The 8,002-nt window shown below is 37.0% G+C and carries 6 protein-coding genes and 17 tRNA genes; 22 read left to right on the top strand and 1 reads right to left on the bottom strand.

Annotated elements, in window-relative coordinates; genetic code table 11:
* Nucleotides 1–181 precede the first annotated feature (181 nt).
* The 22 genes from ERL59_RS19555 to ERL59_RS19450 all read left to right on the top strand — a co-directional run bounded on the left by ERL59_RS19555 (nt 182) and on the right by ERL59_RS19450 (nt 7,242).
* Nucleotides 182–257 (top strand) — tRNA-Asn (locus ERL59_RS19555).
* A gap of 1 nt (nt 258) precedes the next feature.
* Nucleotides 259–350: transfer RNA gene (locus tag ERL59_RS19550), tRNA-Ser, on the top strand.
* Between the two features lie 27 nt (nt 351–377).
* Nucleotides 378–452 (top strand) — tRNA-Glu (locus ERL59_RS19545).
* Between the two features lie 43 nt (nt 453–495).
* Nucleotides 496–571, top strand: a tRNA-Val gene (locus ERL59_RS19540).
* A gap of 9 nt (nt 572–580) precedes the next feature.
* Nucleotides 581–657, top strand: a tRNA-Met gene (locus tag ERL59_RS19535).
* A gap of 11 nt (nt 658–668) precedes the next feature.
* Nucleotides 669–745: transfer RNA gene (locus tag ERL59_RS19530), tRNA-Asp, on the top strand.
* A 223-nt stretch (nt 746–968) separates the two neighbouring features.
* A tRNA-Phe gene (locus tag ERL59_RS19525) sits at nt 969–1,044 on the top strand.
* Nucleotides 1,045–1,061: 17 nt separating this feature from the next.
* Nucleotides 1,062–1,137: transfer RNA gene (locus ERL59_RS19520), tRNA-Thr, on the top strand.
* 4 nt (nt 1,138–1,141) lie between these two features.
* Nucleotides 1,142–1,226 (top strand) — tRNA-Tyr (locus tag ERL59_RS19515).
* 5 nt (nt 1,227–1,231) lie between these two features.
* Nucleotides 1,232–1,305, top strand: a tRNA-Trp gene (locus ERL59_RS19510).
* Between the two features lie 31 nt (nt 1,306–1,336).
* Nucleotides 1,337–1,412: transfer RNA gene (locus tag ERL59_RS19505), tRNA-His, on the top strand.
* A 1-nt stretch (nt 1,413) separates the two neighbouring features.
* Nucleotides 1,414–1,488 (top strand) — tRNA-Gln (locus ERL59_RS19500).
* Nucleotides 1,489–1,492: 4 nt separating this feature from the next.
* A tRNA-Gly gene (locus ERL59_RS19495) sits at nt 1,493–1,567 on the top strand.
* A 9-nt stretch (nt 1,568–1,576) separates the two neighbouring features.
* Nucleotides 1,577–1,650: transfer RNA gene (locus ERL59_RS19490), tRNA-Cys, on the top strand.
* Nucleotides 1,651–1,676: 26 nt separating this feature from the next.
* Nucleotides 1,677–1,765 (top strand) — tRNA-Leu (locus ERL59_RS19485).
* Nucleotides 1,766–1,781: 16 nt separating this feature from the next.
* A tRNA-Arg gene (locus ERL59_RS19480) sits at nt 1,782–1,858 on the top strand.
* 176 nt (nt 1,859–2,034) lie between these two features.
* Nucleotides 2,035–2,121 (top strand) — tRNA-Leu (locus ERL59_RS19475).
* Nucleotides 2,122–2,276: 155 nt separating this feature from the next.
* A complete protein-coding gene (locus tag ERL59_RS19470; RefSeq protein ID WP_160647918.1) occupies nt 2,277–3,008 on the top strand; it encodes a nucleotidyltransferase domain-containing protein in 732 nt (243 codons plus the stop codon).
* 231 nt (nt 3,009–3,239) lie between these two features.
* Nucleotides 3,240–3,572, top strand: coding sequence for a metal-sensitive transcriptional regulator (locus ERL59_RS19465; protein WP_160647917.1), 333 nt, complete (start codon nt 3,240–3,242; stop codon nt 3,570–3,572).
* A gap of 80 nt (nt 3,573–3,652) precedes the next feature.
* On the top strand, nt 3,653–3,853 hold the full coding sequence (locus ERL59_RS19460) for a copper ion binding protein (RefSeq protein WP_160647916.1): 201 nt from the start codon (nt 3,653–3,655) through the stop codon (nt 3,851–3,853).
* Between the two features lie 74 nt (nt 3,854–3,927).
* Nucleotides 3,928–6,351 (top strand): heavy metal translocating P-type ATPase, encoded by a 2,424-nt coding sequence (locus ERL59_RS19455; RefSeq protein WP_160647915.1) that lies wholly within the window; start codon nt 3,928–3,930, stop codon nt 6,349–6,351.
* A gap of 165 nt (nt 6,352–6,516) precedes the next feature.
* Nucleotides 6,517–7,242 (top strand): class I SAM-dependent methyltransferase, encoded by a 726-nt coding sequence (locus ERL59_RS19450; protein WP_160647914.1) that lies wholly within the window; start codon nt 6,517–6,519, stop codon nt 7,240–7,242.
* Between the two features lie 54 nt (nt 7,243–7,296).
* On the opposite strand, the gene ERL59_RS19445 is transcribed toward ERL59_RS19450, so the two are convergent.
* Nucleotides 7,297–7,875, bottom strand: a complete 579-nt coding sequence (locus ERL59_RS19445; protein ID WP_160647913.1) for a hypothetical protein — start codon at nt 7,873–7,875, stop codon at nt 7,297–7,299.
* Nucleotides 7,876–8,002: the final 127 nt, after the last annotated feature.

Below are 8,002 nucleotides of genomic sequence, written 5' to 3'. Positions count from 1 at the left end.
CGAGGGCTTATCCAATATATATATATCTAGACAGTTATTATTGTACTAGGTGAGGTTTCATTAAACAAATATGGTGTTGACATTTGATTCATCATTTGATAAACTCGCATTTGTGACGTTAATTACTCTTTGTTTTGCATCTAGTTTTCAGGGAACACCCTGAAGCGATTTTCTCTAACATTCCCTGATAGCTCAGTTGGTAGAGCACTCGGCTGTTAACCGAGTTGTCACAGGTTCGAGTCCTGTTCGGGGAGCCATGGAGAGGTGTCCGAGCTGGCCGAAGGAGCACGATTGGAAATCGTGTAGGCGTCACAAGCGTCTCGAGGGTTCGAATCCCTCTCTCTCCGCCACTCAGGTTAACATATATATATAAAAATGGCCCGTTGGTCAAGCGGTTAAGACACCGCCCTTTCACGGCGGTAACACGGGTTCGAATCCCGTACGGGTCACCACCTTAGAAATAACATCACTGAGTATAATAAAAAAAGTACATATGGACGCTTAGCTCAGCTGGGAGAGCATCTGCCTTACAAGCAGAGGGTCGGCGGTTCGATCCCGTCAGCGTCCACCATAATATTGTCGCGGGGTGGAGCAGTCTGGTAGCTCGTCGGGCTCATAACCCGAAGGTCGTAGGTTCAAATCCTGCCCCCGCAACCAAATAACAATGTGGAGCTGTGGTGTAGAGGCCTAACATGCCTGCCTGTCACGCAGGAGATCGCGGGTTCGAATCCCGTCAGCTCCGCCATTACAAATATCATAAGGGGTGATGAACCCATAAGGGTTCGTTGAAGCTTAGGCTTCGAAAGGAATACTACGCAGTCTCGTAACGAAGTGAAGAGTATCCCGTCAGCTCCGCCATTACAATCATCATAAGGGGTGATGAACCATAGGGTTCGTTGGAGAAAAAACCTCAGGAGATTAGTATTTCAGCCTCGTAGCGTAGAATCATTTACCTCAGGGTGTAGCAGGGCTCGATAGCTCAGTCGGTAGAGCAGAGGACTGAAAATCCTCGTGTCGGCAGTTCGATTCTGTCTCGAGCCACCATTTTTTAAAAAATATATGCCGTTGTAGCTCAACTGGTAGAGCAACTGACTTGTAATCAGTAGGTTGGGGGTTCAAGTCCTCTCGACGGCACCAGCATGGAGGATTAGCGAAGTGGCCAAACGCAGCAGACTGTAAATCTGTTCCCATCGGGTTCGGTGGTTCGAATCCATCATCCTCCACCATATATAGGGGCATAGTTTAAAGGTAGAACAGCGGTCTCCAAAACCGTTAGTGTGGGTTCAATTCCTGCTGCCCCTGCCAGAAAGATAAAAAGAGTAAATAAAGTTATACGGCGGTCGTGGCGAAGTGGTGAACGCACCGGATTGTGGCTCCGGCATTCGAGGGTTCGATTCCCTTCGATCGCCCCATTGGGGATTAGCCAAGCGGTAAGGCAACGGACTTTGACTCCGTCATGCACAGGTTCGAATCCTGTATCCCCAGCCATTACGCGGACGTGGCTCAGTGGTAGAGCATCGCCTTGCCAAGGCGAGGGTCGCGAGTTCGAATCTCGTCGTCCGCTCCATAATAATTTGGCGCCATAGCCAAGTGGTAAGGCAGAGCTCTGCAAAAGCTTTATCCCCAGTTCAAATCTGGGTGGCGCCTCCACAAATTAATAGAATAGTTATTTATGTGCCGGGGTGGCGGAATTGGCAGACGCACAGGACTTAAAATCCTGCGGTAGGTGACTACCGTACCGGTTCGACTCCGGTCCTCGGCACCATTTTTATTTTTAATTTACGCCCTTAGCTCAGCTGGATAGAGCGTTTGACTACGAATCAAAAGGTCGGGAGTTCGAATCTCTCAGGGCGTGCCATTGAACATCAGAGGAAAACTAAACGCAATGAGATAATTCGAACGTCATAGTTCGTCGAAGCATAAACTTCGAAAGTAAAAACATCGCAGTCAGTGACTGTATCTCTCAGGGCGTGCCATTTGAACATCAGAGGAAAACTAAACGCTAGACTAAAAATATAATTTAATAATATATATGCCGGTGTGGCGGAATTGGCAGACGCGACGGACTCAAAATCCGTTTCCAGCAATGGAGTGGGGGTTCGAGTCCCTTCACCGGCACCATACATAAATGATAACATCTATTTAAAAATAGATGTTTTTTTTAATACAATTATTTATATCATATTTCATCAGTTATAATAGTTCTCTCTTTGTGCACTAATCTTATGTTTAAAACATACAATTTTATATATTTTATTTTTTGGTGGTGTATGTTTATGAATCTAACTCCTATAGAAGCTGCTACAAAATTTGTAGAATTGAATTTCCCAAATTGTAGTGCTGCTTTTTTAGCTGCCAGTGCAAAAAAAGGAAGTATTAAAAAGAATTCAGATCTAGATATTGTTATTTTTGATAATGAAATCACTCTTCATTTTAGAAAGGTATATGATTATGCCCCATGGCCTGCAGAAGTATTTGGGTTTAATTTAAGTAGTTTTAAGGAATTTATGAATAAAAACGATAGCTATGCTTTACCTACAATTTATATAATTATAACTAAAGGATTTGTAGTTAAAGACAATGGAGAAGCTGAGTCCATTAAAAAAATGTGTGAAGAACGGCTTATACAGGGTCCACCTAGCTGGAGTTTTGATGAATTGAATTTTGCGAGATTTGAAATTACTGATCAGTTGGAAGATTTAATTACTTCTCAACATGAAATGGAAAATTACTTTATTGTAAATAAATTGTTTACTCTCTGTGCCACTTTTATATTAAGAGTGAATGATTTGTGGTTAGGAGACGGAAAATGGTTGTATAGAGAATTAACTGCATACCATAAAGGGGTATCTGAACAATTTATCTCTGCTTTTGAAAGTTATTATAAAACAAGTGATAAACAACAATTGATTGATTTTATTGATTCTATGTTAGAACCCTATGGAGGTAGGTTATTTGCTGGCTTTTATCAAGAGGAAGAGGAAGAGGAAGAGGATATGATTGAGTAAATTGTTAATAATTGCTCTATGTAGGTTAAAATTATATAGTATGTGTAAAACTCGCTAATTAGCGAGTTTTTCTTTATAACTTAAGAATTTATTAGTTTTTTAAATTCTAAGTTTCAACAACTACTTCTCTGAGAAGCTTCTATAGGAGCTTTTGTTATAAAAAATTTACAACAATTTATTGACATATACCCTATAGGGGTATATTATATAAGTGTGAGGAGGATGGACTTTATGAATAATAATCAAAACAATAACACCATAGATGCATGTCATACGGAAGAATCAGAACGGAAAAGTCATCATTCTGAAAAAATAAAAAAGGACCTAACTAAACGTTTGAACCGCATAGAAGGTCAGGTAAGAGGTGTTAAAGGTTTAATTGAAAAAGACACCTATTGTGATGATGTTTTAAATCAGATTGCAGCTGCAAAATCTGCACTAGATAGTGTAGGGAAACTTTTATTGGAAGCTCATATGAGGAGTTGTGTAGTTGAACGTATACAAGAAGGAGAGGATGAAGTTATAGATGAGCTTTTAACTACAGTTCATAAATTATTAAAGTAACCAGCTTCTTCATATAAGTCCATCAATAAACGAATAATAACTAATATATATGTCAAAATAATAAAAGGAGAGTTTAAATTATGAAAAATCAAACGTTAAAAGTAGAAGGAATGTCTTGTAACCATTGTGTAAACGCTATTGAAAGTACTTTAAAAGAAATAGGTGTTAAGGGAAATGTAGACCTTAATAAAGGTTCTGTAGAAGTAATTTATGATGAGTCAAATATAAACTTGGAAGCAATAAAAGAAGCGATTGAAGATCAAGGATATGATGTAGTATAAATCATGTGATTCATTGAGGGGGATTTTTTTAAATTATTCTATACCCCCCTTAGGTATAATGGAAGGTGAGAATAATGGAATCTAAACAGCCTTTATTGAAACAAACATCACTTCAAATTACCGGTATGACCTGTGCTGCTTGTGCCAATAGAATAGAAAAAGGATTAAAAAAAATAGAGGGTGTAAATGCCACTAATGTGAATTTTACTTTAGAAAAAGCCAGCGTATCATATGACCCAACAAAAGTGAATTATAATCAACTAGAACAGAAAGTTGAAAAACTGGGTTATGGTACAGTGAAAAGTTCAGTAGATTTTAATATTTCAGGCATGACTTGTGCAGCTTGTGCCAATCGGATAGAAAAAGGATTGAATAAAATACCTGGTGTTATTAATGCAAATGTTAACTTTGCTTTAGAAAGCGCACATGTAGAGTACTCCTCAGATGAAGTGTCAATTAAAGATATGATTCAAAAGGTGGAAAAGTTAGGTTATAAAGCGATACAGAAAGAAGAACAAGGTAAAGGTGAAGATTATCGTGCAAAAGAAATAAAAAGGCAAAAGTTGAAGTTTATCGTTTCAGCAATATTGTCGTTTCCATTACTTTGGGCCATGGTAAGCCATTTCTCTTTTACTTCCTTTATTTGGCTGCCAGCGTTATTTATGAATCCTTGGTTCCAGTTTGCATTAGCCACACCTGTGCAGTTTATCATTGGTAGACATTTCTATATTGGAGCCTATAAAGCATTACGAAATAAAAGTGCCAACATGGATGTATTAGTTTCACTTGGGACTTCTGCAGCATATTTTTATAGTTTGTACTTAACAATTGAATGGAGCTTGATGGTAGAAAAAGCTCATACACCAGCGTTATATTATGAAACAAGTGCAGTACTAATTACTTTAATTATTTTAGGAAAATTGTTTGAAGCATTAGCAAAAGGAAGGTCATCTGAGGCTATTAAATCTTTAATGGGACTACAAGCAAAAACAGCGTTAGTTATCCGTAATGGCGTGGAAATGAACATTCCTGTGGAAGAAGTTAGTGTTGGAGAAGTATTGATAGTTAAACCAGGAGAAAAAGTGCCTGTAGATGGAAAAGTTGTTAATGGCCATTCTACAATAGACGAATCTATGTTAACTGGTGAGAGTATTCCGATTGGGAAAAAGGTCGGTGATAACGTAATAGGTGCAACAATGAATAAAAACGGAGTTATTCAAGTTCAAGCAACAAAAGTTGGAAAAGAAACAGCATTAGCACAAATTATAAAGGTAGTGGAAGAAGCTCAAGGTTCAAAAGCACCTATACAAAGAATTGCTGATCGAATTTCTGGAATATTTGTTCCCATAGTAGTGGGCATAGCTCTTATATCATTTCTTATATGGTATTTAATTATTCAGCCGGGTGAATTTGCAACTGCACTTGAAATAGCTATTGCGATTTTAGTTATTGCTTGTCCATGTGCTTTAGGTTTAGCAACTCCAACCTCTATCATGGCTGGTTCAGGAAGATCAGCTGAATTCGGTATTTTATTTAAAGGTGGAGAACATTTGGAATCTACTAAGCATATTGATACCGTTATTTTAGACAAAACGGGAACCATTACAAAAGGTGAACCTGAACTAACGGATGTATTAACCGAGCTGGATGAATATGACTTTTTAAAATTTGTGGGAGCGGCAGAAAAAAATTCTGAACACCCTTTAGCAGAAGCCATCGTTAAAGGGGTTGTCTCAAGAGAAATAGATCTCCCTACTACTACTGATTTTGAAGCTATTCCAGGGTCTGGTATTCGTAGTATTGTTGAAGGGAAAGAAATACTTATTGGGACAAGAAATTTAATGAAGAGATACAAAGTTGAGATAAATAAAGCTGAGGACACTATGGTCTCATTAGAACAAGAAGGTAAAACAGCTATGCTAGTTTCAATGAATGGAAAATATGCAGGTTTAATTGCTGTAGCGGATACAATAAAAGAAACCTCTAAGGAAGCTGTAAATCGTCTTAAAGAAATGGGTATTCAAGTTATTATGATTACAGGGGATAATAAGAGGACTGCAAAATCGATTGCAAATCAAGTCGGAATAAACGATGTATTAGCTGAGGTCTTACCAACTGGTAAAGCTGAAGAAGTAAAAAAACTCCAGAAACAAGGGAAAAAGGTTGCCATGGTAGGTGATGGTATCAATGATGCTCCGGCTTTAGCTACTGCTGATATTGGAATGGCCATTGGTACTGGAACTGATGTTGCTATGGATGCAGCTGATGTTACTCTTATGAGAGGGGATTTAAACAGTATTCCTGATTCCATTTATATGAGTCGTAAAACCATGACCAATATTAAACAGAATTTGTTTTGGGCTCTTGCTTATAATTCCTTAGGTATTCCAATTGCAGCAATTGGGTTGCTGGCACCATGGGTTGCAGGTGCAGCAATGGCACTAAGCTCTGTTTCAGTAGTATTAAATGCATTAAGATTACAAAGGGTAAAAATATAAAATATAAGCTTGAAAAAGTAACACCCTCAATTTTCATGAGGGTGTTTTTTTTTGTTATTTAACAATATGATAATCACAACTTTGATCCCTGACATACAATATATAAATTCAACTTAAGAAAGCTCGATTGATAACAGAGCTTAAAGACATGAAGGGAGAAAATGAATGGATTACTTAGATATGCTGGCTAAATTAGGAGTCGGGAATGCTCATCCTGGTGGTTTCTCCGAAACAATTGAACAGTTAAAACAATATCCAATTAAGAAGGGTTCAAAAATATTAGAAGTAGGATGTGGAACCGGTAGAACAGCTTGTTATTTATCAAGTAAGGGATATAAAGTTACAGCGATAGATATTAGAGAGGATATGTTAGAAAAAGCTAGGACAAGAGCAGAGGCTGAAAACGTAAAAGTGAAATTTATCCAAGCTGATGTGACGTCTTTACCTTTTGATTCCAATCAGTTTGATGTTGTAATGGTTGAATCAGTTACAATTTTTACAGACCCTACTTTATCCTGTAAAGAATATTTTCGTGTTTTAAAGCCTAAAGGATCATTATATGACAGGGAAATGATTGTCACCAAAAAAATCCCTGATAACCATAAGAAAGAAATGATTGAGTTTTATGGATTTAAAAAAATGATGTCTGTACTGGAATGGACTGAACAGTTGTATGAAGCAGGATTTAGTCATGTTGAGGTTTGGAATTTAGCCAAATTTAATTCAGATATGTGGAAAAAAGAGTTGAAATTCCCTGATGAAAATCAGCAAGCAGATGATGACGTGTATGAAAATACAGAAGTGTATAACGCGATTAAAAAATATGAAGAGTTAATGAATGCTTATCACAAATATATTGGATATGGGGTTTTAATCGGGCAGAAATTATAAATCTATACCTTAAAAAGAGACCTTTTACAGAAGGTCTCTTAACTATATTTTCATTCATCTACACTTATCTTCTGAACAATTATCACAAAGCAAAGGACATTGATTTACCTCCCGATCTCGTAAAAGTCTTACGATTTCACAAGCATCACCTTCTGCATCGATGAAGGTTGTAATATTGGGACAAATAATAGCTTCTCCCAAATACATGGCTTGAACGTCGATATCTTTTTTACAAAAAAGAGCTCCATAGAATGATCTAAGGACACCTGGAGTACCAAAAGAGGCATCAACTGTAACTTGATAAACAGGAGTTTTTTCAAATTTAATCCCTAAACTTTCTAATATATCTTCTAGCCTGCAGTTTGATATAGGGTCTTCCTTTTCTGGTGGTCCAACAACCATGCGTACAAAGTTGCAATCAGACTTATTTGAAAGTTTAGTTTGAAGATATCCCGTAATAGAAACTTGTTCAATTGGATCTTGAATATTAAAGTTTAAAACACAATTAAGTGTATTGTCATCTACACAAAATGTATATTGTGTTCGTATATTAACATCAAAAAAAGATGGTTCTTCATTTATAGTTATCTTTTCAGATTTTAAATGATTTTTTTCAAAATCATTTTGACTCATTTTATTTTCCACCTCCTCTTTTAGAATTACTTATATACTATGTACTTATGATTCCAAATGATTGGGTAAATGAAAATAAAAAAAGAGGAAATATGAATTTAGTTCACATTAAAATGGTACCTGTAGT

This window comes from Chengkuizengella marina, from assembly GCF_009910845.1.
Lineage (GTDB): Bacteria > Bacillota > Bacilli > Paenibacillales > KCTC-33759 > Chengkuizengella > Chengkuizengella marina.
The sequence above is the reverse complement of the archived record's forward strand: the minus strand, read 5'-3'. Positions and strand labels throughout refer to the sequence as shown.